Below are 1,340 nucleotides of genomic sequence, written 5' to 3' on the forward strand. Positions count from 1 at the left end.
GCTGGTGGTGCGGCCGGCGAGCGCGCCGTCGGTGTGGCCGAGGAAGGGGCGGCCGATCTGGGCCGGTCCCCGCGCCCGGGTCGGTTGCCCATGCGTCGTGTCTGTTGAGCGGAGCAAGGTGCCCGCCCGGGATGGCGACGAGATCCACAACGTTTCCGGCCGCCCTTCGTCGAGAAAGAGCAGCGCCCATGTCCCGTGACCTCACCCCCGGCACCGCCGTCCGCCGCGGGCAGCTGAGGGTATACCTCGGATCGGCTCCCGGTGTCGGCAAGACCTACCGGATGCTGGACGAGGCCCGCAGACGGCGCGACCGCGGCGCGGACGTGGTGGTCGGCTTCATCGAGTGCCACGGCCGACGGCACACCGAGAACATGCTCCAGGGCCTGGACCTGGTCCCCAGACTGACGCGCAGCTACCGGGGCACGGACTTCCAGGAGATGGACCTGGACACGATCCTGGCCCGCCGGCCGCAGCTCGCCCTGGTCGACGAACTCGCGCACACCAACATCCCGGGCGGCCGCAACGCCAAGCGGTGGCAGGACGTCGAGGAACTGCTCGCCGCCGGAATCGACGTGATCACCACCGTCAACGTCCAGCACCTGGAATCGCTGAACGACGTCGTCCAGAAGATCACCGGAATCCCGCAGCGCGAGACCGTCCCCGACGAGGTCGTCCGCCGAGCCGACCAGATCGAACTGGTCGACATGGCACCCCAGGCCCTGCGCCGCCGCATGGCGCACGGAAACGTCTACAAGGCGGAGAAGGTGGACGCCGCGCTCTCCAACTACTTCCGGGTCGGCAACCTGACGGCCCTTCGCGAACTCGCCCTGTTGTGGGTCGCCGGCCGGGTCGACGAGGGCCTGCGCGACTACCGCGCCACCCACAACATCGACCGCGTCTGGGAGACCCGCGAACGCGTCGTCGTGGCACTGACCGGTGGCCCCGAGGGGGAGACCATCATCCGCCGGGCGGCGAGGATCGCGGACCGTACGGCCGGCGGCGAGCTCCTTGCTGTCCACGTCACCCGGAGTGATGGCCTTTCCGGCGCCTCACCGGGCGCGCTCGCCGAACAGCGGCAGCTGGTCGAGACGCTCGGCGGCAGCTACCACGTGGTCGTCGGCGACGACATCCCCAGCTCGCTGCTCGCCTTCGCCCGTGCCCACGACGCCACCCAGCTGGTCCTCGGTACCAGCCGCCGCGGCCGCCTCAACCGGTTCCTCACCGGCCCCGGCAACGGGCAGACCACCGTCGACCTCTCCGAGGACATCGACGTCCACATGGTCACCCACGAGTTCACCGGGCGCGGCCGCCTGCCCTCCCTCGGCCGGCGACACTCCCTG

The 1,340-nt window shown here is 70.8% G+C and carries 1 protein-coding gene; it reads left to right on the forward strand.

What is annotated here, in order from left to right; translation table 11 throughout:
* Positions 1 to 188 precede the first annotated feature (188 nt).
* Positions 189 to 1,340 (forward strand): universal stress protein (locus ABZ641_RS37705; RefSeq protein ID WP_359989120.1); only part of this gene is annotated, 1,152 nt, incomplete at its 3' end.

This window comes from Kitasatospora sp. NPDC007106, assembly GCF_040634455.1.
GTDB classification, from domain to species: Bacteria; Actinomycetota; Actinomycetes; order Streptomycetales; family Streptomycetaceae; genus Kitasatospora; species Kitasatospora arboriphila.